This window comes from Duganella rivi, assembly GCF_009857435.1.
Taxonomy (GTDB): domain Bacteria; phylum Pseudomonadota; class Gammaproteobacteria; order Burkholderiales; family Burkholderiaceae_D; genus Rugamonas; species Rugamonas rivi.
Genome location: NZ_WWCK01000003.1, coordinates 629633 through 650967, shown reverse-complemented (window position 1 = coordinate 650967; position 21335 = coordinate 629633). Strand labels below are relative to the sequence as shown.

At 61.8% G+C, this 21335-nt stretch carries 19 protein-coding genes; 7 read left to right on the top strand and 12 right to left on the bottom strand.

The window, feature by feature from the left end; all coding sequences use genetic code 11:
- The first annotated feature begins 64 nt into the window (after positions 1-64).
- A complete protein-coding gene (locus tag GTP45_RS11600) occupies positions 65-1228 on the top strand; it encodes a branched-chain amino acid ABC transporter substrate-binding protein (RefSeq protein WP_161014004.1) in 1164 nt (387 codons plus the stop codon).
- 1 nt (position 1229) lies between these two features.
- Here the strand turns inward: GTP45_RS11600 and GTP45_RS11595 are convergent, their stop codons facing one another.
- Positions 1230-1910 carry a Fe2+-dependent dioxygenase gene (locus tag GTP45_RS11595; protein ID WP_161014003.1) on the bottom strand — a complete coding sequence of 227 codons (681 nt, stop codon included), beginning with the start codon at positions 1908-1910 and terminating at the stop codon, positions 1230-1232.
- 18 nt (positions 1911-1928) lie between these two features.
- Entirely contained in the window at positions 1929-4187 is a 2259-nt protein-coding gene (locus GTP45_RS11590; protein WP_161014002.1) for an outer membrane beta-barrel family protein, read from the bottom strand.
- Between the two features lie 116 nt (positions 4188-4303).
- On the opposite strand from GTP45_RS11590, the gene GTP45_RS11585 reads away from it, so the two are divergent.
- The 3 genes from GTP45_RS11585 to GTP45_RS11575 all read left to right on the top strand — a co-directional run bounded on the left by GTP45_RS11585 (position 4304) and on the right by GTP45_RS11575 (position 7224).
- The gene (locus GTP45_RS11585) at positions 4304-4693 is read left to right on the top strand and encodes an OsmC family protein (protein ID WP_161014001.1); all 390 of its coding nucleotides are present in this window, start codon (positions 4304-4306) and stop codon (positions 4691-4693) included.
- Between the two features lie 90 nt (positions 4694-4783).
- Positions 4784-5815, top strand: coding sequence for a choice-of-anchor J domain-containing protein (locus tag GTP45_RS11580; protein ID WP_161014000.1), 1032 nt, complete (start codon positions 4784-4786; stop codon positions 5813-5815).
- The gene (locus tag GTP45_RS11575) at positions 5812-7224 is read left to right on the top strand and encodes a PA domain-containing protein (protein WP_161013999.1); all 1413 of its coding nucleotides are present in this window, start codon (positions 5812-5814) and stop codon (positions 7222-7224) included. Before GTP45_RS11580 ends, GTP45_RS11575 begins: the two co-directional genes overlap by 4 nt.
- Positions 7225-7233: 9 nt before the next feature.
- Here the strand turns inward: GTP45_RS11575 and GTP45_RS11570 are convergent, their stop codons facing one another.
- Genes GTP45_RS11570 through GTP45_RS11560 form a run of 3 tightly spaced genes read right to left on the bottom strand, consistent with a single transcriptional unit; the run spans position 7234 to position 9175 of the window.
- Positions 7234-7566, bottom strand: coding sequence for a PilZ domain-containing protein (locus GTP45_RS11570; RefSeq protein ID WP_161013998.1), 333 nt, complete (start codon positions 7564-7566; stop codon positions 7234-7236).
- Positions 7567-7607: 41 nt separating this feature from the next.
- Entirely contained in the window at positions 7608-8750 is a 1143-nt protein-coding gene (locus tag GTP45_RS11565; RefSeq protein WP_161013997.1) for an esterase-like activity of phytase family protein, read from the bottom strand.
- 5 nt (positions 8751-8755) lie between these two features.
- Entirely contained in the window at positions 8756-9175 is a 420-nt protein-coding gene (locus GTP45_RS11560) for a Fur family transcriptional regulator (protein WP_161013996.1), read from the bottom strand.
- Between the two features lie 31 nt (positions 9176-9206).
- Here GTP45_RS11560 and GTP45_RS11555 point away from each other — a divergent pair, with 31 nt between their 5' ends.
- Complete coding sequence (locus GTP45_RS11555; RefSeq protein WP_161013995.1) at positions 9207-9560, top strand: hypothetical protein; 354 nt, start codon at positions 9207-9209, stop codon at positions 9558-9560.
- 91 nt (positions 9561-9651) lie between these two features.
- Positions 9652-11598, top strand: a complete 1947-nt coding sequence (locus GTP45_RS11550; RefSeq protein WP_161013994.1) for a TonB-dependent receptor — start codon at positions 9652-9654, stop codon at positions 11596-11598.
- On the opposite strand, the gene GTP45_RS11545 is transcribed toward GTP45_RS11550, so the two are convergent.
- The 6 genes from GTP45_RS11545 to GTP45_RS11520 form a co-directional block, all read right to left on the bottom strand.
- Entirely contained in the window at positions 11595-12302 is a 708-nt protein-coding gene (locus GTP45_RS11545; RefSeq protein WP_161013993.1) for an ABC transporter ATP-binding protein, read from the bottom strand. The two genes, GTP45_RS11550 and GTP45_RS11545, sit on opposite strands and share 4 nt — an antisense overlap.
- A complete protein-coding gene (locus GTP45_RS11540) occupies positions 12299-13231 on the bottom strand; it encodes an ABC transporter permease (protein ID WP_161013992.1) in 933 nt (310 codons plus the stop codon). Before GTP45_RS11540 ends, GTP45_RS11545 begins: the two co-directional genes overlap by 4 nt.
- 11 nt (positions 13232-13242) lie before the next feature.
- Positions 13243-14229 carry an aliphatic sulfonate ABC transporter substrate-binding protein gene (locus tag GTP45_RS11535; protein WP_161013991.1) on the bottom strand — a complete coding sequence of 329 codons (987 nt, stop codon included), beginning with the start codon at positions 14227-14229 and terminating at the stop codon, positions 13243-13245.
- A 94-nt stretch (positions 14230-14323) separates the two neighbouring features.
- Positions 14324-15505 (bottom strand): NO-inducible flavohemoprotein, encoded by a 1182-nt coding sequence (gene hmpA / locus GTP45_RS11530; RefSeq protein ID WP_161013990.1) that lies wholly within the window; start codon positions 15503-15505, stop codon positions 14324-14326.
- A 109-nt stretch (positions 15506-15614) separates the two neighbouring features.
- A complete protein-coding gene (locus GTP45_RS11525; protein ID WP_161013989.1) occupies positions 15615-17867 on the bottom strand; it encodes a TonB-dependent receptor in 2253 nt (750 codons plus the stop codon).
- Between the two features lie 69 nt (positions 17868-17936).
- Positions 17937-18296, bottom strand: coding sequence for a DUF2946 domain-containing protein (locus tag GTP45_RS11520; protein ID WP_161013988.1), 360 nt, complete (start codon positions 18294-18296; stop codon positions 17937-17939).
- A gap of 91 nt (positions 18297-18387) precedes the next feature.
- On the opposite strand from GTP45_RS11520, the gene GTP45_RS11515 reads away from it, so the two are divergent.
- Entirely contained in the window at positions 18388-20439 is a 2052-nt protein-coding gene (locus GTP45_RS11515) for a TonB-dependent receptor family protein (protein ID WP_161013987.1), read from the top strand.
- 43 nt (positions 20440-20482) lie between these two features.
- On the opposite strand, the gene GTP45_RS11510 is transcribed toward GTP45_RS11515, so the two are convergent.
- A complete protein-coding gene (locus tag GTP45_RS11510) occupies positions 20483-21316 on the bottom strand; it encodes an REP-associated tyrosine transposase (RefSeq protein ID WP_161013986.1) in 834 nt (277 codons plus the stop codon).
- Positions 21317-21335 lie beyond the last annotated feature (19 nt).

The window sequence follows — 21335 nt, the reverse complement described above, 5'->3', positions numbered from 1 at the left end:
CCCACCGCGCAAGCATCTGCTTTAAGCGTCTGGTATCCTATTGGTGTTAACTAACGAGGATTTTATGCAGTTCACAACAAAAACAGTTTGCCGCGCGCTGGCGCTGGCCTTTATCGGCGCTGCGGGCGCCGCCTCCGTGCAAGCGGAAGACATCATCAAGATTGGCCACGTGGCCGCCACCTCCGGCCCGATCGCCCACCTTGGCAAAGACAATGAGAACGGCGCCCGCATGGCGGTCGAAGAGTTGAACGCCAAGGGCGTGGTCATCGGCGGCAAGAAATACAAAGTGGTCTTGCTGGCTGAAGACGACGCCGGCGATCCAAAGCAAGCCACCACCGTGGCGCAGAAACTGGTGGACGCCAAGGTGCAAGGCGTGATCGGCCACGAGACTTCGGGCACCACCATCCCAGCCTCGCGCATGTACTACGACGCGGGCATTCCGCAGATTACGCCGTCGGCCAGTTCGCCGGCCTACACGCGCCAGCGCTACAACACCACCTTCCGCAACATCGCCAACGACGAGCAGCTCGGCCCTGCGCTGGCGCGTTACGCCATGCAGAACATGCAGGCCAAACGCATCGCCGTGGTGGACGACCGCACCGCCTACGGAAAAGGCCTGGCCGATGAATTCAGCAAAACCGTCAAGCGCACCGGCGCGGCGACCGGTTCGAGCATCGTTTCGACCCAATACACCAACGACAAGGCCACCGACCTGACGGCGATCCTGACCGCCATCAAAGCCACCAAGCCGGATATGATTTTCTTCGGCGGCATGGACGCGGTAGCCGCGCCGATGCTGCGCCAGATGAAGCAACTGGGCTTCCCGATCAAGTTCATGGGTGGCGACGGCATGTGTTCGGACTCGGTGCCGCGTTTGGCCGGCGAGGGCATGAGCGACGGCCAGGTGATCTGCGCGGAAGCGGGCGGCGTGGAGCCGTCGCAGGAAAAAGGCATGGCCGATTTCCGCGCCGCCTACAAGAAAAAGTACGGCATCGAAGTGCAGACCTACGCGCCGTACACCTACGATGCGCTGATGACCATGGTGGATGCGATGCAGAAAGCGGGTTCGCCTGATCCGGTCAAGTACCTGCCGGTGCTGGCCAAGATCAAGCACAAAGGCGTGACCGGCACCATCGCCTTCGACGCTCGCGGCGACGTGCAAGACGGTGTACTGACCATCTTCACCTTCAAAGACGGCAAGCGCCAAAAGCTCACCGTGATGAAGTGATTTATACCTCGCTCCACTGCCGCAGCAGGTTGTGGTAGTGGCCTGTGAGGCCGACCATCTCTTCGCAATCACCTAGCTTTGCGCGCAGGGCCTGGATGTTGCGGTCGAGGTCCAGCAGCATGGAACGGCGCGCATCGTCGCGCACCATGCTCTGGGTCCAGAAGAACGAGCAAACGCGCGCGCCGCGCGTGACTGGCTCCACGCGGTGCACGCTGGTCGATGGATACAGGATCAAATCGCCGGCCGGCAGTTTGACTTCGTGCACGCCATAGGCATCTTCAACGATTAATTCACCGCCGTCGTATTCCTCCGGTTCGCACAGGAACAGGGTAGAGGAGACGTCGGTACGCATCCACGGCGCGGCGCCGGAAATGCGGCGCATCGAGCCGTCGATGTGATTGCCGTAGTGCTCACCGCCCGCATAGCTGTTGAACATCGGCGGGCAAGTGCGCAGCGGCAGTGCCGCCGAGAAGAACAAGGGGCTGTTGGCCAGCGCGTCCAGCACGATCTGCCCCAGTTCACGCGCCAGCGGCGAATTTTCCGGCAGCTGGCGATTCTGTTTTACCTGCGCGCCCTGCGTGCCGACCGTGGCGCGGCCATCCACCCAGTTGGCCTCATCGAGGCGCTGGCGGATGGCGCGAACCTGGTCTAGCGTCAGGACGTTCGGGATGTGCAGCATCATCTTGCAAAGACTCCGTGATTAAACGCCCGGTGGCGGGCCGCCTGCGCCGGGGCCAGGGCCGCCTGGCCCGCCTGGGCCGCCCGGACGCGGGCCCCAGCCGCCGCCTTCTTCCTTCTCGGCCGACGAGGCGGCGCCGCCAAAACGGTAGGACAGGCCGACATAGAATACACGGCCATCGAAGCGGCGGGTACTGGTCTCGCGCAGGGCCGCGCTATTGATGACAGTTTCCATCTTGTTGGTGTTGAACAGATCCGTCACGTTGGCCACCAGCGTCAGTTGCGGCGTGACGGTGTGGCGCCAGCTCATATTAAAGGTGTGGTTAGGCGAACGATAGCCTTGGCCGGACAGGGTCTTGCCCATCATTTGCAGTGCCATCTGGATCTGGTTGGCGGCATCGTACTGGTAGTTCAGCCGCGCGCGGCCGCTCAGCGAGTTGGCGGTGCGGGTCACCAGCAAGCCGGTGTCGTCGTAGAAGCTTTGCTGCGAACGGGCCAGGTTGCCGCTGGTGTTCAGCGTCAGGGTTGGCGTCAGTTTGCCGCTCACCGTGAATTCCAGACCGCTGGAGTGGCTGCCTTCGCCGTTGGCCTTGGTGGTCAACAGCACGTTCGGCGCCACGAAGTAGCGGTAGTCGACGATGGCGTCGGTGTCGCGGCGGTAGTAGCCGCGCAGATTGGTTTCCAGTCCGCCGAATTTGGTTTCGTAGCCGACTTCAAACGAATCGGTCTTGGTCGGTTTCAGGTTCGGGTTACCCGACGAGACGTTGAATTCGTCGCGGTAGGTCACGTACGGATTCAGGTCGTTGGCGTTCGGGCGGCGAATCCGGCGCGCATAGGCGAAGCGGATGTTGGCCGTGTCGGTCGCCTTGTACGTGGCGAAGAAACTAGGTATATAGTTTATATAATTATTCTTTGCCTTGACGCCGCCGGTGATCTGGTCGATGTCCATGTCGGTGTACTCGGTGCGCAGGCCGGCCAGTGCGCCCCAGCGCTCGTTCAGGCGCATTTGGTAGCTGGCGTACAGCGCGTACACGGTTTCATCGAGTTCGTAAGCGTTGGTGCGGCCGGTATTGACCTTGGCGATGCCGGTGACCGGGTCGATGTCGGTGTACAGCGTGTTGAAGCTGCTGTTATTGGTCGCCACCTTGTAGCCGGCCTTGGCGGTGCCGCCCCACAGCGGACGCTCGTAGTCGCCGGTGAAGTCGGCAATGTGGGTGCTGAACTCGTTGTGCTGGCTGGCGCGGGTGTCAAGCATGCCCGGCGTGGCGTAGTCATTGCTGTAGGCGCTGACGTTGTCGTTTTCCGAGGCCGATACGCGCAGGTCGATTTTCAGCGTTTCGCCCGGCAGTTCGCCTTTGTGGTCGTAGCGGCTGCCCCATGCGAAGTTCTTGCTGTCGCCGTTGCGGACGGTGCTGCGCACATAGTCGTTGGCCGGAATCAGGCTGGTGGCGCCGTTGATGTAGTGATCGCTGCCGCGCTGGTCGTTGGTGCGGCTGTTGTAGTTGACGCTGCCGGTCAGGGTGTCGGTCTGGTTCAGGTTGTAGCTGACTTGACCGTTCAGGGCGGCCATATCGTTCAGGCCGCGGCCAACCGACTCCTGGCTGCTGTGCACGAAGTTGCCGGTGGCTGGATCGAGGCGGTCACGGGTGACCTCGGCAACCGAATTGCGGCCGTCGTGGCGCACGTTGGCGCTGCCCTGGAAGCCCCACGGGCCTTCGTTGTAAGTGGCGTTGACGGCGCTGTTGTAGCGGCCGGCGGTGCCGGTGTTGCCGTTGACGGTGGCAAAGCCGCCCGGCTTGCGGTTGCGGCGCATCACCAGATTCAGGATCGGGCCGCCGCCGGCTTCATTGCCGAACTGGGCGCCGGGATTGTTGATGACCTCGATCGACTCGATATCGTCGGCAGCCATGGCTTGCAAGGCCGGGCCGCGGTTTTCGCCTTGCAGCATGGCCGACGGCTTGCCGTCCACCATGATCTGTACGTTCGAGCTGCCGCGCAGTGTGATGCTGCCGTCGGGATCGACGTTGACCGATGGCACGTTGTTGAGCGCATCGGCAGCGGTGCCGTTGGTGCTGGAAACATCGGATTTCACATCGTACACTTGGCGGTCGATGCGGTTGGTGGGGCGCTCGGCGGACACAGTTACCTCCGGGACGACAGCCTCCTTGGGTTTGGCGGTCGTAGCGGGCTTGATGGCTGGCTTTTCGGGAGTGGTGGTTTGGGCGTAAGCTGGCAGAATAGCGCTGCCGGTAAGGCAGCAGGTAAGCAGAATCTTTTGCATGATTTCGACGGCACACCGTCACTGTACGGTAGAGTTGCCATTATACCAGCGGGTTATAAGGCAAATAACGGCATTTACGCTTCTTTACCTTAGCTTTACATAGAGAGGAACACGGCATGGCACGCGGCACAGCGCACATCGGTGCGGACAGTTACACCACCCAGATCGAGGTCGGCGGGCACGCGCTGACCGGCGATGAACCGGCCCGCAACGGCGGTCAAAATGCCGGCCCGGCGCCGTACGAATATTTGCTGGCCGGGCTGGGCGCCTGCACCGCCATCACGCTGCGCATGTACGCCGACCGCAAGCAGTGGCCGGTGACGGCGGTGGACGTGGCTATGCACCTCACCCATGCCGACGACGGCGCCATGCTGATCCGCCGCACGCTCACCATCAGTGGCGCAGTCGACGCCGCCCAAAAAGCCCGCATGGCCGAAATCGCCGAGAAAACCCCGGTCACGCTTACCCTCAAAGCCGGACTACAAATCGACACTGACGTGATGTAGATCTTTTTATCGCCCTCGGGGAACCCGGTGCTTTGCTGTGGTGTCTAACTACAGCAAGTTGAGCCGTGTGAACTTACCTTGGGGGATGTTATGAAGCCGATGCGATATCTGGCGGGGCTGGTTGCGCTCGCTTTCAGTTGCGGTGCCGTGGGGGCGCCGTTGTTGGTGGAAGGGTTTGAGGATGTGGCGGCGTTGCCGGCGAGTGGCTGGGCGTTGATTAATGCGTCTACGCCGCCCGGCAGTACTGGCTGGTTTCAAGGGAATCCGGCCTTTTTTGCGGCCCCATCCGGGCCGCCTTCGTCCTATATTGCGGCCAATTTTAACAACGCGGCGTTCGGTGGAACCGTCAGCAATTGGCTGTTGACGCCGCAGGTGCTGGTGGCAAATGGCGAGTCCTTGCAGTTCTCGCTGCGCTTGCTTGGCGAGGGCTTGCTGGATCGCGTGGAGGTGTATGTCAGCGATAGCGGCGCGAGTACCAATCTTGCGGACTTCTCATTGCTGGCGGCGTTTGAGTCCCATGTCGATACCGGCTGGCGGGACTATGCGCTGCTGGTCAGCGGGCTCTCTGAGCCGGCTGACGGGCGGTATGCGTTCCGCTATGTCGTTGACGACACTAGCATTAACGGCAATTACATCGGGATAGATTCGGTCAGCATCAACGCCATTCCTGCGCCGGGCACGGTAGCGCTGATTTGCCTTGGCGCGGTCGCGCTGCTTGGCGCGCGCCGTCCACGCAGGCAATGGCTGGCGGCGGCCGGCATGGCGACGGCTGCGCTGGCGGCGCAGGCCGGCACCGACGGCCTGATGAGCTTTCCTCACGTGCAGGTGCAGGCCCAGCCGGTCGCGCCGTCGGCAGCGGGGCAGGGCGGCTTCATGGCTTACAAGGATCCCGTTACGGGACAGTTGACGGGGCCGAATCCTGAACAGGCGGCGTTGCTGCTGGCTGCCGCTGCGCGCGCGCCGGCGCCGTTGTTCAAGCAAGCGCCGCCGGCGCCACGCCCGTCGCACGGCGGCATTAGCCTGATGCTCGATGAGCGGCAAGTGCGCTACGCTGTGGCGCGCAAGGCCAGCGACGGCAGCATCACGGAAAGCTGCGAACCGGCAGCGGGAGAACGCAAATGAACCCGCTATTGCGCGCACTGGCCGCCTTGCTGCTTTGCTGTGCTCACGCCCTCGCATGGGCGGCTGCCACCATTACCATCGTCAATGGCGACCCGCCTGGCGTTGGCTTTAATGACGCCTCGCCGGTGGCGCCGGTTGGCGGCAATACCGGCACTACGCTCGGCATCCAGCGCCTCAATGCCTTCCAGGCGGCCGCCAGCAAGTGGGGCGCGACGCTGAACAGCAGCGTGCCGATCCGCGTGCTCGCTACGTGGGACGCCTTGCCGTGTACCGACACCGCCGCCGTGCTCGGCAGTGCCGGCGCGTTGGAGGTGTTTGCCGATTTCCCCGGCGCGCCGCAGCGCCACGCGTGGTTCGGCAAGGCCGAAACCAACAAGCTCATCGGCTTCGATGCCGACCCGGATACACCTGATATCCGGGCGCGCTTTAACGTCAATCTTGGCCAGCCCGGCTGCTTCACCGGTTCGCCTTTCTATCTCGGGCTTGATAACCAGCATGGGCCCAATACCGATCTGGTCACGGTGCTGCTGCACGAGTTCGCGCACGGCCTCGGCTTCCAAACCTACACCGACGACCAAAGCGGCGAGCTGCTGGCTGGCATCCCCAGCATCTGGGATTACTTCCTGCTCGACACCAGCACCGGCAAGACATGGAAGGATATGAACAACGCGGAGCGGGCGGCCTCGGCCGTGAAATCTGGCAAGCTGGTGTGGAGCGGCGTGCAGGTCACCAATGCCGCGCAGATTGTTTTAAACGCCGGCACGCCGATCCTGACTATCTTGTCGCCGCCGGGACTGGCGGGCGTGATCCAGGTCGGCACGGCAGCGTTCGGCCCGCCGCTGAGCACGCCCGGACTGACTGGCGAAGTGATGCCGGTGGTCGATACGCCGCCAGATCTCGGCCTGGCCTGCACGCCGCTGTCGGCGGTCAATGCGCTGGCGGTCAAAGGCAAGATCGCCTTGCTCGATCGCGGCGTGTGCACCTTTGTGGTCAAGGTGCGCAATGTGCAAGACGCGGGCGCGATTGGTGCCATTGTCGTGGACAACGTTGCCGGTGCGCCGCCGCCGGGGCTGGGTGGCAGCGATCCGCGCATCGTTATCCCGGCCGTGCGCATCACGCTGGAGGATGGCCTGGCGCTTAAGCAAGCCATTGCCGGCCGCACGCGCACGCACTCGGGCTTGTTTGCCAATCTCGGCGTCAATCTTGGCGTGCGGGCCGGCACCGATCCGCTGGGCAGGGTGCTGATGTATGCGCCGCGCCCGAATCAGCCGGGTTCGTCGGTGTCGCACTACGACACCAGCGCCACGCCTAACCAGTTGATGGAGCCGGCCATCAATGCCGACTTGCGGCATGAGGTGCAGCCGCCATTCGACCTGACCTTGCCGCTATTGCAGGATATCGGATGGTAAGCAACCGGCTCAGGCCGGCGCTGTGGTGACGTAGTCGAAGATGCGCTCCGCGCACTCTTCGGAGATGGTGATGAAGCGGGCGCCGTTGCGGTAGCGGCCCTGGGTGCCGATGGCCGCGCTGTGCAGCACGGTCAGCGTGATCTCGTTGCGCAGCGGGCTGCCGGGGAAGCTGAAATTGAGGATGAACTGCTCGTTGGCGGGCAAGGGCTGATTGCTGACAAACGCGACACCCATCCGCGAGATATCGATGATCTGTGCGGGCAGTGGGTTTTGTTCGTGAATGTCGGTGATGTAAGCGTCTACCTGTAGCAGCCGCCTTACATGCTCGCGTCGCGCGTCCATCGTTGTTTGGGATAACCGCTAAAAGCAATAGTATGACAGATTCACGGGAGCAATTCGAATAGCAGCAGCTGCGTCACTTGCGTCTTGCTAAAATTGTCATCGGAAATCAACACCAGGCTGCGGTGGCCGTTGGCCAATGCCGGCCCCAGCGCCATGCCTTCGAGGTTGTCGATGATGGGCAGGTGCAGCGTGCCGAGGTCGAGCACCAGGCGCTTTTTCACCAGCGTGTAGCTGGCGTCTTTCAAGCTGGGCAGGTGCTGGATATCGCTGGCGCCATTGGTGTCGATTTCGTACAGGCGCACGTAGTCCTTGTACGAACCGTCGTCGGCTTGCACGCCGGCGCGCTCCATCACCAGCACGCGCGAGGCCCCCAGCGCCAGGATCTCCGAGATGCCGTTGTCGGCATACTTGCCTTTGCCCGGCGCAGCCGGAATCGCCTCCAGCGGATAGGCGTACTGGCCCAGCACCTTGCCGTCGCGCGCGAAGTGGGTGATGCGGTTGACCGCGCCTTGCGACGGGGTTGGCTCCGGGCCGTCCTGATACATCGGGCCTTCCAGCGATACCCACAGGCTGCGCCCATCCGGCGCAAAGGCCAGGCCTTCAAAAGCCTGATTATTGCGCGGCCCAAATTTATGTTCCTTCGATACCGTGAACAGCGGCGGCAGCGGCAACTCGGACTGGTGATGGCCATCCGGCGCGGCGCGGCGAATGAAGGGATCGAGCCCTAGCCCGACATCGCCTTCGCTGCCGTACCAGATGCTGCCATCCTGTGGATCGACGCGTATCGTTTCCAGATCTGGCACCACGCCGTTGCTGCGCTTGTATTCTTCCTTGGATGGGTAAGGGCTGCCGTCCGCTTGCAGCAGCGCGGCCACGCCGGTCAGCTGCACCGAATGGAAAGCTTGCGCATCGTACGACAGCTTGGCGCGATAGTAGCGCGCCGGATTGAATTGCGAACGGTCGTCGCTAATCATCACCCATTCATCGCGCGCGGCGTCGTAATCGATGCCGGACAGGCCGCCAACCATGGTGCCATGATATTGCTGGCGCCACGGCAAACGCTGTTCACCGATGAAGCGCAGGCTGGAGATGGTGGTTTCCGGGGCGGCTGGAGTACGCGGCGCGAACGGCGCGCAGGCGCTCAGAGCAAGCGCGCAGGCAAGGATGAGTAACGTCTTTTTCATGCAGCTTAGTTCTTGGGCGAGCAGTTGGGGCACAGGCCTTTGATCAGGAAGTCGATTTCCTGCGCGGTAAAGCCGTCCGGCAGCTTGATCTTGCGCGGCAGCGACACGTCGGTAAAGCAGGTCAGCTGTTCGCAGTTGGTGCATTGGAAGTGCGCGTGTTCGTGCGCGCGATGGCCGGCGCCGCCGCTGAAGCGCCATACCTGGTCGGCGCCGGCGATGCGGTGAATCAGTTCATTTTCGGTCAGCCACTCCAGCACGCGGTACAGCGTGACGGAGTCCAGCTCGGCGTGCGCCAAGTGGGCCTGAATCTCGTGATGGGTCAGGGACTTGGACTGCGCCAGCAGGAAATCGAGTACCAGCACGCGCTGGCGGGTGACGCGGGCGCCGGTGGCGCGGATCTGTGTTTCGGCAATGGAGGTTTGCATCCCGCTATCTTAACACGCTAGAATACTGGCCATGTATCGACGCCTCCCTATCGTTCACGTGTTGCTCGCGCTTCTGCTGCTCTTGACGCAGCAGATAGGGGTAACCCACGTCTACACGCACTGGATCGGCGCCGAGCAGCAAAATGTCCAGCTGATTGGTCAACTCTCCGACGAAGACCAAGCCGAACACCGCAAACGCGTCGCCGTCCACAAGGTCTGCGCCGAATGCGTGTCGGTGGCGCAGATGGCGGCTGCCATCACCAGTTCGCCGCTGACGCTGGCCATTTCCACCCTCGGCTCCGCGCCTGTCGCCATCCCGGCTACGCTGGCCGCTTGCGAGCGTACCACCTGCGTCTTCCAGTCGCGCGCCCCTCCGCTGGCCTGACACCCTGAATCCGTCCTGATTTTTCGCTTCGACGTGGCGCGCCGCAAGGCTGCGCCGCGCGGGTTGTCATCCATTTTGTTAGAGGTTTTACATGAAGATTCAACGCACGCTGCTGGCTGGCGCGATCCTGTCCGCCTATTCCTCGCTGGCCCTCGGCCAAGCGGCCCCGGTTCAACAAGTTGTCGTTACGGCTAACCCATTTGGCAATACCGCCAACGACCAGATCCTCACGCCGGCCAAGGTGCTGTCCGGCGATGAGCTGCGCGACAAGGCCGGCAGCTCGCTCGGCGAGACGCTGTCGCAGGAACTCGGCGTATCGGCATCGGCGTTTGGCGCCGGCGCGTCGCGTCCGATTATTCGCGGCCTGGAAGGTGCGCGCGTCAAGATGCTGGAAAACGGCATGGCCGTTTCCGACGTCTCCGGCCTGTCGAACGACCACGCGGTGGCGGCGGAAGGCGCGGTAGCGCAGCAGATCGAGATTCTGCGCGGCCCGGCGGCGCTGCTGTATGGCTCGGGCGCGATTGGCGGCTTGGTCAACGTGGTCAATGAACGCATTCCGACTGCGCTGGAGCCGAAACTGACCGGCCAACTGGAGGCGCGCGCCAGCACCGTCGATAGCGGCCGCAATGTCTCCGGCACGCTCGATGGCGCGGTCGATAAACTGGCATGGCACATCGACGGCAACCTGCGCAACGCCGACGACTACAACACGCCGGTCGGCCGCCTGGCGCACTCGGACACGCGTTCGCGTACTGGCGGCCTTGGTGGTTCCTACATCGACAACTGGGGCTTCATCGGCGTATCTGCTTCGCGCCTGTCCAACGTCTACGGCATTCCGAGCGAAGAAGGCTCGAGGATCGACCAGAAGCAAAACCGCTACGACATCGACAGCTTGGTGACAGCGCCGCTGGCAGGTTTCGAGACCTTCAAATTCAAAGCCGGCTACACCGACTACAAGCACGCCGAAATCGGCGAAGACGGCGCACCGGAAGTGCTGTTCAAGAACCGCTCTCTGGAAACGCGCTTTGAACTGACGCACAAGCCGGTCGCAGGCTGGCACGGCACCTTCGGCGTGCAGACCGAGAACACCAACTTCTCCGCTTTGAGCGCGGAAGGCGGCCCGGATACCGTACCGGTCACGCATTCGACCTCCAACGCCGCGTTCCTGGTCGAGGAAACCGACTTCGGCCCGGTCAAGTTCAACGCCGGTGCGCGCGTTGAGCGCGTGAAGCGCGAGCCGGTCACCGGCGTGAATCGCTCGTTCAATCTGCAATCCGGTTCGGTCGGCGCACTGTGGCCGTTCGTGCACGGCTATGCCGTCGGTGCGACCTTGTCGTACGCGCAGCGCGCGCCGTCGACCGAAGAACTGTATTCGAGCGGCCCGCACGACGCCACCGTCACCTTCGATATCGGTAACGCCGATTTCAAGAAGGAGACCTCGCGCAATATCGAATTGAACGTGCAGAAGACCACGGGCCTGGTGCGCTGGAAGGCCAACGTCTTCCGCAACAAGGTCAGTGATTTCATCTACGGCCACATCACCGGCAATCTGCTGGATGAAGACGGCAATCCGGGCGAGGAACTGCGCGAGCGCATCTTCGAACAGGCCGACGCCACTATCCAGGGTGCGGAAGCGGAATTGGAATACAACCCAACCGGCGCGGGCTGGTCTGGCCGTCTGTTTGCCGACACCTCGCACGGTAAGCTGGAACGCGGCGGCAGCCTGCCGCTGCAACCGGCGACCCGCGTGGGCATCAGCACCGCTTACAAGATGGGCGCATGGCGCGCTGGCTTGTCGCTGGTGCACGCGCAATCGCAAGATCGTCTGGCGTCTTTCGAAACCACCGATACGCCTAGCTACAATCAGCTGAACGCCAACATCTCGTACACGCAGAAGGTCGGCGAGTACGACTTAACCTGGTTCCTGCTGGCGAAGAATCTGACCAACGACGAGATTCGCACTTCGACCTCGGTGTTGAAAGACATCGCGCCGCTGCCGGGCCGTAACGTGGTGTTTGGCGTGCGCGCAAAGTTCTAAACGTGCAGGCTGTCCAGGATGGCGGCCTTGAGCTGGGCCGCCGTTACGTCGCCGCGCTTGCGTGGCGCCGGGCCGGGATGAAACTCGGTCAGGCCGCCGTCCAGCAGCACGATGCGATCGCTCAGGTACAGTGCTTCGTCGATGTCGTGAGTGACCAGTAGCACGGTAAGCTTGTGCTGGCAGGCCACCTTCAACAGCAAGTCCTGTAGCTTCATGCGCGTGAAAGCGTCAACAGCGGAGAAGGGCTCGTCGAGCAGTAGCACGCGCGGTTGCGTGAACAGGCCGCGCGCGATGGCCGCGCGTTGCGCCTGTCCGCCGGATAGTTGCTTGGGCAGCGCGCCGGCATGATCTTGCAGGCCGACTTCGGCCAGCAAGCGTGTGACCAGGCGCTGCGAGGCGAGGGCGTTGTTGCTGTCGAAGGCGACGTTCTCCGCCACCGTCAACCATGGGAAAAGGCGCGGCTCCTGGAAGATAAAGCCGATGTCGCGGCTCACGCCATGCAGCGGCGTGCCGCCTAATTTAATCTCGCCGCTGAAATCGCGGTCTAGTCCTGAAGCGATGGACAGCAGGCTGCTTTTGCCGCAGCCACTGGCGCCAATCAAGCTGACTATCTCACCTTCCTGCAATTGCAGGCTGACGTCACGCAGCACGGTGCGCGCGCCGTAGCGTTTTTCTTCAACGTGAATATCGAGTGCAATGCTCATGCGTAGCTGTCGCGCCAGGCGAGGGCGCGCTTTTCTATGACGGCCATCAGCGTGTCGCTGATTTTGCCGAGGATGGCCAGTAGGGCGATGGCCGCGAGGACGATGTCGGCGCGGCTGGTTTCGCGGCCGTCGGACAACAGGTAGCCCAGGCCTTTGCTGGCGGCGATGAGTTCTGCGGCCACCATGAACATCCAGGCGAGACTAAGGCCGTTGCGCAAGCCGGTGAGAATGGCTGGCAGGGCGGCGGGCAGCAGCACGCGCTTCGTCAATGCGAAGCTGGATAAGCGATAGAGCCGCGCTACTTCAATCAGTTTGCGGTCGACGCCGCGGATGCCGGAGGCCACGCCCATGTAGATGGGGAAGAAGGCGCCGATCGCAATCAGCACGATCTTAGGCGCTTCATCGATACCGAGCCAGAGCAGCAGCAAAGGCACCCACGCTAGCGACGGAATCGCGCGCAGGGCCTGGAACGTAGGATCTAGAATGGCTTCGGCGTGGCGGCTCAAGCCGACGGTTGCGCCAAGCAGCACCGCCAGCAGCGCGCCCCCAGCAAAACCAGCGGCCACGCGCACCGTGCTGGCGGCGATGTGGCCGAGCAGCCCTTCCGTTCCAAGGTCGCGCAGCGTGTCAACGATTTGCGAAGGTGCGGGCAGCAGATTTGCAGGAATCAGTCCGCCGCGCACCGAGAACTCAATTGCCAGCAGCGCGGTCACCGGCAGCAGCAGGGCAAGAAGGAAGCGCCGCAAGCGCTGTCCTCCAGCGCCGCGCACCGCCGCCGCGACCGAGGCACGCGCAGCGCCGGCCGCACGCGCTAACTCTGCCGCGTCGGCGATCGACGGCGCATCGACTTGTGCCGCGCGCCGCGCGACGCCATCGCGTCTGCGCTCCGGCGGCGCGGCGCTCGATGGCACGGCCAATTGGCTGCTCATGCTGGCCGTCCTTAGCTACGCGCGATGAGCGGCTGGGCGAAGCGCGTATCGACCAGCTCCGAGATGGCGCGGCCCAGGTCTACGTCGGCTTTGACCAGCGATTCATCTTTCAGAATCGGCGCAGCGACCTGCAAGGCTTTCACATGCTCGCTGCCCGGCTGCGGATTACTGAAGTCCGTGCGCAGCTTCACTTGCAGCAGCGCTACCGGCAGCGACACCTTGGCCTCTTCAGACAAGATCTTCGCCGCTTCGCTCGGATTCGCGCGTATCCATGCACGCGCCTTTTCGTAAGCCTTGATCACGCGCGCCACTTCGGCAGGCCGCGTAGCGAGAAAATCCTCGCGCACATTCAGGAAACCGTAGGTATTGAACGCCACATTGCGATAGATAAGACGTGAGCCGCTTTCCAGTTCACTCGCCGCCATGTGCGGATCGAGTCCAGCCCACGCATCCACCTTGCCTTGCTCCAGCGCGGCGCGGCCGTCGGCATGCTGCAAGCTTACATGCTCAATATCGCTGCGCTTTAAGCCCGCAGTCTGCAAAGAGCGCAGCAAGAACAGATAAGGATCGGTGCCTTTGGTGGCCGCGATCTTTTTGCCCTTCAAATCCGCCAGCGTACGAATCGGCGAATCCTTGCGCACCACCAGCGCAGTCCATTCAGGACGCGAGAAAATATACGGAGTCTTAATCGGATTGCCGTTCGCCTTGGCCAGCAACGCCGCCAAGCCTGCGGACGAACCGATATCAATGCTGTTCGCATTCAGATACTCAAGCGCGCGATTGCTGCCGGCGCTCAGTACCCAGCGTATCTGCACGCCGTCTGGTTTGAATTCATCTTCCAGCCAGCCGAAGCGCTTGAGCACCAAGCTGGCAGGCGAGTAGTAAGCATAGTCGAGCCGCAGCTCCTTGAGCGGTGCGGCGACGACCAGCGAGACGGGCGAAAAGCCGGCAACGGCGGCACTACCGGCCGTCAATTTCAACAGAGTTCTGCGCTTCATGTTTTCCTGGAGTGAGGCTTTGATGCATAAAGTATTGCATCGCTGCCCACCCTAGTACACGAAGAAATCCAGCTTTACATAGTTGAAAACCGCATCAAGCGAGAGCTTCGGCCGGGCCAAAGAACTCGTAGTAAGTCTGCGACTGCGGTACGCCCAATTCCAGCAAGTGCGACTTGATCGCCTTCATGAACGGCGTAGGGCCGAGGAAGTAGGCCTCCACATCGCGCGTGACCGGCAGCCATTTCGACAGTTGCTGCGGATTCAGATAGCCGGTGGCGTGAGGCTGTGGCGATGCTTCGTCGGCGGTCTCGTAGCAGTAGAAGCGTTGCAGTTGCGGGTGCTTGGCCGCCAGCGCATCGATATGATCGCGGAAGGCGTGCACGCCGGCGTGGCGCGCTGCGTGGATGAAGTGCACCGGACGGTTGCTGGTCAGGGCTGCCGTCAGCATCGCCAGCGTAGGGGTGATGCCCACGCCGCCGCTAATCAATACCAGTGGCTTGTCGCTATCGGCCAGCACAAATTCACCCGATGGCGGGAACAGCTCAATGGTATCGCCTACGTGCACATGGTCGTGCAGGAAGTTGGATACCAGGCCACCGGCTTCGCGCTTGACGCTGATGCGATAGCTGACGCCATTGGCAACGGCCGACAGCGAGTACTGGCGGCGTTGCAGGTTGCCGTTCACATTGACGTTCACGCCGATGTACTGGCCCGGCTTGTGCGCCACGACCTTGCCGCCATCGACTGGCTCCAGCACGAAGGTCGTGATTTCATCGCTTTCCTCGGTCTTGATGGTGACCTCGAATTGACGGCCGCCGCGCCAGCCGCCTTCGGCCTGCTCATTTTCCTGGTAGGCGTTTTCTTCAGCGCCGATCAGGATCTGCGCCAGTTGGCCGTAGGCCGCGCCCCATGCTTCGATAACGGCGTCGGTGGCGACGTCTGCGCCCAGCACTTCGCGGATCGCCTTCAGCAGCGCGCCGCCGACGATAGGATAGTGCTCCGGCTGGATTTGCAGCGATACGTGCTTGTTGACGATGGTGTTGACCAGCGGGCCAAGGTTTTCCAGCTTTTCGATATTCTTCGCGTACATCAGAACCGCGTTAGCCAGCGCGCGTTGCTGCGTGCCTTCGGTTTGATTCGCTTGATTGAACAGTGGCGTCACTTCCGGGTGATCGCGGAACAGGGACTTGTAGAAGTGGCGGGTCAGGGCTTCGCCGCCTTGCTCAAGGATAGGCACGGTGGCGGTGATGATGGCTTTATGTTCGGTGCTCAGCATGATGGTTCTCGGTCTCTGGGAAGTTTCGACATAAAGAAGTATATCATATGAATGTTTAAGCGTGCACGAAGCGCCGCCAAAAAAAATCTTGGCGGCGCGGGAGGCGGCGTTACAGGTCGAACTTCAGTTCAGCGACGTAGGTGCGTTGCGGGTAAGGGTGGAAATTCCAATATTGGTAGTTATTTAGGTTATCCACGCCTAGCGCCATGCTCCATTGCTGATTGAAGCGATAGCGCAGGCGCGCATCGGCCGTGAAGTACTTGCTCGAGCCTTGATAGGCAAAGCCGTTGATGTCGGAATTATCCAGCGTTGAGTACTGTTTGCCGCTGTAGCGCGCGGCCAGCGTCATCGACAGCTTGTCGTTGACGGCGTAGCTGGCGACACCGGTGGCGCGCCACTCCGGGATACGAGGCTGCCACTTGCCAACGCTACCAGGCGCCTTGGCGTTGCGGATGACTTTGGAATCAGTCCACGTCACGCTGGAGCTTAAGTCGAAGCCGAGCACCTTGGCTTCGTACGACGCTTCCAGGCCCTTGGTGCGAATCAGATCAACGTTTTGAATATTCGTGACCATCGGCGTGATCAGCACATTCGTCTGCGAGTAAAGCGCATCAGTGGTGCGCTCGCCAAATGCCGTCAAGCGTAGATAGCCGTCGGCCAGTTTGCGTTCGCCGGTCAGCTCTGTCGTCCAGGACTTTTCCGGCTTCAGATTCGGATCGTTGTTGGTCAACTGGCCGGAAGCATTGACGCCGCCTTGGTATAGCTCGGACACCGTCGGCATGCGCACCGCGCGTCCCAGCGAGGCTTTCAACACCCAGTCTTCGCTAGCTTGATAGGCCAGAGCGGCTTTAGGCGAGATGTAGTTCTCGGTACGTTCGCCGTGCGGCGCGCCTTTACTGGCAGTCACGGTATAGCCATCGTGCGCGTGCCAGCGTTCAAAGCGCGCGCCCAGCACCGTCTTCCACTGCGGGGCGAACTTCCACGTATCCTGCGCATGCAGGCTGTTGGTTTCGGTCTTGCCGGCGAAGCGCGAAGTAGGATCGCCCACTGGATCGCCGCTGATCCAATCGTTGGTCGGCCGTTCAGCGCTGCTTAATTTGTAGGCTTCGCGCTGATAGCCGAATTCCGCTACGTGCGCGGCGTCAGGACGCCATACACCCTTGGCCGCGAAGGTGTTCCAACCAGTGCCGCCTTGATTGACGAGGCGCCCCTTGCCGCCGCCGAGCGCGCCCGGCATTGGCACCAAGGCGGCGCGTAGTTGATCCTTATCGTAGTCATACAAGCTGGCTGCGACCTCCCAATCGAACACGCCCTTGGTGTTAGTCTTCACCGTCAGGCCGTGCATCACGTGCTGAAGGTCTTCGTTGGAGAGATTGAGATCGGTCGGCCCCAGCGTGTAGCTGCGGCCATTGATATTGACCGTGCCGCTGTACACCGGCTGGCCCGCCGCATCGCGCAGGTATGAAGTAGGGCGGCCCTCGGAGTCATTGCGCCACAAGCCGAAGGTGTACGTTGCGCGCATGGTCGGCGAAAAATCGTAGGCCAGCTTGGCTTTCACCTGATCCTGCACCGTGTGGTACTGCGTGGCCGCGCCCAGCAAGTACCAAGGATTGTTGGTGCGATCGACGCCACTCACAGCGCCGGTTACCGGCGTGCCGGCCGTGCTAGCAGCACCGGTCTGTGGGCGCGTGAGGAACGTCAGTGGCTGGCCTTCGCTGTCGGTACGGCTCAAGTCCAGGAACCACGACCACGCGCCATTGCGGTCACCGAGCGCGAAGCTGCCTTGCTTGCCGTCGTACTTATCGTTGGTGCCATACAGTTTAAAAGGCTGATGCGTGAGCGTCAGCTTGGCGTGCGCTTCAAACTTGGTTGGCATGCGCGTGACGTAATCGACCACCGCACCAACCGAATTGCCGCCGTAAGCCGCGGAGAAGGGGCCGTACAGCACATCGACACGTTCGATTTCCTCCGGGCTGACCATGCCCCAGCGCGGCGCAAACGTCGCGCCGTTCCCAAGGTAATTGGACAGCAGGATGCCGTCCGCATACACCATCGAGCGCGCGCTATTGCCGGTGCCGGAAGCGCGGGTCGATAGCACGGCGTGGTTGTAATCGCCGATGTAGCGCTTGCGCACCAAGAGGCTGGGCAGATATTTCAGCGCGTCTTCCGCATCGGTGGCGTTGATATCGCGCTCGATGTCGGCTTTGGTGATGCCTTCGATGGTGGTTGGTATCTGCGTCGGCAGCGAAGTAGGGCGGTTGCCGGTGATGGTCACGGTGCCCAGTTGATGTTGAGGCGCGTCCTCGGCGTGCGCAAAGGCGGCCAGCAGCGCCAATGCCAGTGGCGACATGGTGTTCTTCATGATGATTCCTGATGATGCGTAAAGGTAGCCGCAATCCATGCACGGATTGTGGGCGTTAAAAGCTAACGATCAGGAAAGAGCGGGAGGGCCGCGCGGATTGGCGGTGCGCCAGCCATGCAGCGGCTGCGGCGCGGTGTAGAACAGTGGAGGATAAGCGTCATGGCCGCCGATGACGGCAAAGCCGGTCAAGGCAGGCGGCGGCAGCGCAGGTGCGCCGCCATGCGTGGCGCAGTACGGGCAATGTTCCATGCCGTGCATGGTGTTGGTCGGCGCCTTCTTGGTCGGGCCGTCGACCGAGCACATTTCCGCCAGCATGCCGGTGGTGGACGCTGCGATGGCGTGCGAAACCGTCGGCGCGAGCGCGGCAAACAGGACGGCCAGCATGGCGATCCACAAATGCAGCGTTTGGCGTTTGAGACGATTGAGCATTCGATAATTATAGTCCATCCTACAGAATGCTAGAAATTGCGAATGAGAAGTGTTATCATTTACGCCGTTCTTTATAACAAGCTTTCTTCACATGCCTGAATTCAAACTGACCGCACTGGCCGCCGCCGTGGCCCTGCTCGCAACCAGCGCCCACGCCCAACAAACCGGAGATGCGCCGATGGAGTCGATCCAGGTGTCGGGTAGCTGGCTAGGCTCGGGCTTGCAAAACAGCGTGAAGAATTTTGCCGGCGCGCGTACCGTGGTCGACAAAGAAGACATCGCCGAGAGCGGCGCGGCCAACATCGGCGACGTGCTGCGCCGCATTCCGGGCGTGCAGTCGACCGACAACTCGGGCACGGCGGGCAGCGCCATTTCGCTGAATATCGGCGTGCGCGGTTTGACCGGACGCTACTCGCCGCGCTCGACCGTGCTGCTGGACGGCATCCCGCTGGCGGTGGCGCCTTACGGCCAGCCGCAGCTGTCGTTCGCACCGGTCAGCTTGAACAATATTGAATCGATCGACGTGGTGCGTGGCGGCGGCGCGGTGCGCTACGGCCCGCAGAATGTCGGCGGCATCATCAACTTCCGCAGCCGCACCATCCCGACTGGCGAAGGCCTGAGCGGCGATGCTACCGTGCGCTACAACGACTTCGGCCAGGGCGGCAGCAACCGCCAGTACAGCGCGTTTGTCGGCGGCACCGCCAGCAACGGCCTCGGCGTGGCGCTGATGTACTCGGGCATGGAAGGCACCGAGTGGCGCGCGGGCAGCGATGAGCGCGTCAACGATGTGGCGCTGAAATTCAACTACAAGCTGAATGAACACAGCGAGGTGTACGGCAAAGTCTCCTACTACGACGTGCTGTCGCGCACGCCGGGCGGCTTGACCGTGGCGCAGTACAACGCCGACCCATATCAAAACACGCGTCCGACCGACTTCTGGAACGGCGACCGCAAGGGCGTGGACGTGGGCTACCTGAACACCATCTCCGCCACGCAGGAATTCGAGATCAAGGCCTACTACAACGAGAGTTTTCGCCAGAGTGCGCTGATCAATGCGGCCAAGACCCAGATCACGTGGCAGCCGCGTAACTACCAGGTGACCGGCGTCGAGCCGCGCTACACCCAGCGCTTCAACGCCGGCGGCATGACGCACGACGTGACCGTGGGCTACCGCTATCTGCGCGAGCGCGGCGACGACAACAGTTTCATCCAGATCGTGGCGACCGGCGCGAATGGCGCGGCCACCCGCTTCATCAATAGCACCGATGCGCATGCGGCCTATATCGACGATCGCATCGCGCTGGGCGCGTGGCGCATTACGCCGGGCGTGCGCTACGAGAAAATCTCCTCGACGCGTGACGACGTGGCGGCCAAGTCCTCGTTCGAGACCGACAACAACAAGGCGCTGCCGTCGCTGAACGTGGCCTATCTGGTGAGCCCGGCGCTGACCGTGTTCGTCAACTACACCACCTCGTTCGGCGCGGTGCAGAACACCCAGCTGAATTCGCAAACACCGGCGAATCCGCTGAAGCCTGAACTGGCGAAAACGGCCGAAGCAGGCGCGCGCTGGAAAAGCGCTGGCTTGAGCGCGGAAGTCACCGCCTTCAAACTCAAGTTCGACAACCAGATCGCGCAAGTGCCGGGCATCACGCCAGCGACGTTCCAGAACATCGGCGCGACCAAGCATGACGGCCTTGAAACCGCGGTCGACTACAGCTTCGCCGATTCTGGCGCGCTGGCCGGCTTGAACGTCTACGCCAACTACACCTACACCAAGGCGATCCAGGAATCGGGTGCGACGGCTGGGCTGGACGTGCCGTTCTACTCGCGCAATACCGACACCGTGGGCGCGCGCTACCGCGTCGGCGCATGGACGGCCAACTTGTCGAGCACCCACCAGGCCAAGCAGTATTCCGACACCGCCAACACCGTGGCGGAAGCAGCGAACGGCGTCGTCGGCTTGATCCCCGGCTTCCGCACCTGGAATGCGCAGCTGTCGTGGAAGCAGAAAGCGTACGAAGTGGCGGCGGGCGTCAACAACCTGTCGGACAAGCGCTACTACACCCGCAACGTCGACGGCAACGCCGGCCGCATGGCCGCAGCCCCACGCACCGCCTACCTGCAACTGCGCGTCGCCTATTAAACTCCGGGGTCAGGTCCCCCATTTCTACACGGCCTCAACGGTATCAGCCATGCTTCTTAACGGCACGGCTGGCCGTTGTGTGCGATACGCCGAAGTGATGGGCGATCTCGGTGATGGTGTAAGCATGCGAGCGGTAGGCTTTTGCCATTGCGAGATCGCGGTCGGGAAATTCTTGCTGATATGCCGATAGCGGTGGGGCTACAGAACTGCGTTGCAGCTTGGATATGCCGCTGATGCTATTTAAGGGCAGCGGCGATTGCAGTTGTTGGATGAACTGCTCACTTCCCAGTATCAATTGGCGATACGTGCTTTCTAATGGATTTGCGCCGCCAACTCCCGCGAGGACGAAGCTGCAATAAGCGTGCTTCGCCTGCTCTAACGAGTCACTGAATTTGGACAATAGCCATGCTGTATTCAGCCAACTGGGCGGTGCAGTGGTGGCGTAGACCATGTTGTAGCTGCTCCACGGCCAATCTTGCGGATGTTTGACTAAGCCAGCCCGTACAGGATTCAAGACGATATATCGCGCAACCTCAAGTAAATAGTTTTCTTTCTCGATAAGAATCGACTTGTACCGCCCTTGGAATACATGCCCAACTAGTTTGTGTCGTCGATTGAAATACTGCGAGTAGATGCCGTTCAGTTGGCGCATCGCGGGGGCAAGCTTGCCGTCCGAGGTTTCGATTAAGAGATGGTAATGATTCCCCATTTGGCAGAAGGCGTGAATCGAGAGCTGGAATTGGACACAAACCTCGCCCAGCGTTTGCAGCCACATGGCGCGGTCTGTATCGTCGTGGAAAATCAAGGCCTTGCGGTCACCTCGACTGGTGACATGATAAAGCGCGCCGGGATATTCAAGTCTAAGAGGTCTAGTCATGAAGAAAGGGTAAATGCCT

Coding starts and splice junctions, on each gene's coding strand:
- GTP45_RS11600 (WP_161014004.1), top strand. CDS start 65: ATGCAGTTCACAACAAAAACAGTTTGCCGCGCGCTGGCGCTGGCCTTT.
- GTP45_RS11595 (WP_161014003.1), bottom strand. CDS start 1,910: ATGATGCTGCACATCCCGAACGTCCTGACGCTAGACCAGGTTCGCGCC.
- GTP45_RS11590 (WP_161014002.1), bottom strand. CDS start 4,187: ATGCAAAAGATTCTGCTTACCTGCTGCCTTACCGGCAGCGCTATTCTG.
- GTP45_RS11585 (WP_161014001.1), top strand. CDS start 4,304: ATGGCACGCGGCACAGCGCACATCGGTGCGGACAGTTACACCACCCAG.
- GTP45_RS11580 (WP_161014000.1), top strand. CDS start 4,784: ATGAAGCCGATGCGATATCTGGCGGGGCTGGTTGCGCTCGCTTTCAGT.
- GTP45_RS11575 (WP_161013999.1), top strand. CDS start 5,812: ATGAACCCGCTATTGCGCGCACTGGCCGCCTTGCTGCTTTGCTGTGCT.
- GTP45_RS11570 (WP_161013998.1), bottom strand. CDS start 7,566: ATGGACGCGCGACGCGAGCATGTAAGGCGGCTGCTACAGGTAGACGCT.
- GTP45_RS11565 (WP_161013997.1), bottom strand. CDS start 8,750: ATGAAAAAGACGTTACTCATCCTTGCCTGCGCGCTTGCTCTGAGCGCC.
- GTP45_RS11560 (WP_161013996.1), bottom strand. CDS start 9,175: ATGCAAACCTCCATTGCCGAAACACAGATCCGCGCCACCGGCGCCCGC.
- GTP45_RS11555 (WP_161013995.1), top strand. CDS start 9,207: ATGTATCGACGCCTCCCTATCGTTCACGTGTTGCTCGCGCTTCTGCTG.
- GTP45_RS11550 (WP_161013994.1), top strand. CDS start 9,652: ATGAAGATTCAACGCACGCTGCTGGCTGGCGCGATCCTGTCCGCCTAT.
- GTP45_RS11545 (WP_161013993.1), bottom strand. CDS start 12,302: ATGAGCATTGCACTCGATATTCACGTTGAAGAAAAACGCTACGGCGCG.
- GTP45_RS11540 (WP_161013992.1), bottom strand. CDS start 13,231: ATGAGCAGCCAATTGGCCGTGCCATCGAGCGCCGCGCCGCCGGAGCGC.
- GTP45_RS11535 (WP_161013991.1), bottom strand. CDS start 14,229: ATGAAGCGCAGAACTCTGTTGAAATTGACGGCCGGTAGTGCCGCCGTT.
- hmpA (WP_161013990.1), bottom strand. CDS start 15,505: ATGCTGAGCACCGAACATAAAGCCATCATCACCGCCACCGTGCCTATC.
- GTP45_RS11525 (WP_161013989.1), bottom strand. CDS start 17,867: ATGAAGAACACCATGTCGCCACTGGCATTGGCGCTGCTGGCCGCCTTT.
- GTP45_RS11520 (WP_161013988.1), bottom strand. CDS start 18,296: ATGCTCAATCGTCTCAAACGCCAAACGCTGCATTTGTGGATCGCCATG.
- GTP45_RS11515 (WP_161013987.1), top strand. CDS start 18,388: ATGCCTGAATTCAAACTGACCGCACTGGCCGCCGCCGTGGCCCTGCTC.
- GTP45_RS11510 (WP_161013986.1), bottom strand. CDS start 21,316: ATGACTAGACCTCTTAGACTTGAATATCCCGGCGCGCTTTATCATGTC.